This window comes from Aminobacter sp. MET-1 (assembly GCF_026521175.1).
Taxonomy (GTDB): domain Bacteria; phylum Pseudomonadota; class Alphaproteobacteria; order Rhizobiales; family Rhizobiaceae; genus Aminobacter.
Genome location: NZ_JAMSHL010000186.1, coordinates 1 through 230, shown reverse-complemented (window position 1 = coordinate 230; position 230 = coordinate 1). Strand labels below are relative to the sequence as shown.

General features: G+C 63.9%; 1 protein-coding gene. It reads left to right on the top strand.

Features of this window, described 5'->3' with window-relative positions; translation table 11 throughout:
- Positions 1-2: 2 nt before the first annotated feature.
- A complete protein-coding gene (locus NDO48_RS30645; RefSeq protein WP_416377239.1) occupies positions 3-167 on the top strand; it encodes an ArsR family transcriptional regulator in 165 nt (54 codons plus the stop codon).
- Positions 168-230 lie beyond the last annotated feature (63 nt).

Genomic DNA, 230 nt, shown 5'->3' with positions numbered 1-230 from the left:
GTGTGACACAGCCGTTGATCAGCCAGCATCTGCGGGTTCTCAAGGCGGCCGGTGTGGTCCGCGGAGAACGTAACGGCCGCGAGGTCCTGTACCGACTGGTCGACGACCATCTCTCCCACATCGTCGTCGACGCCGTGGCTCACGCCGAGGAAGGCCGAAACCTGTGACCGAGAAGACGACCGATACCGCCACTCCGAGACGACCCGTCGTAGTCGGAGTACGAGCCACGA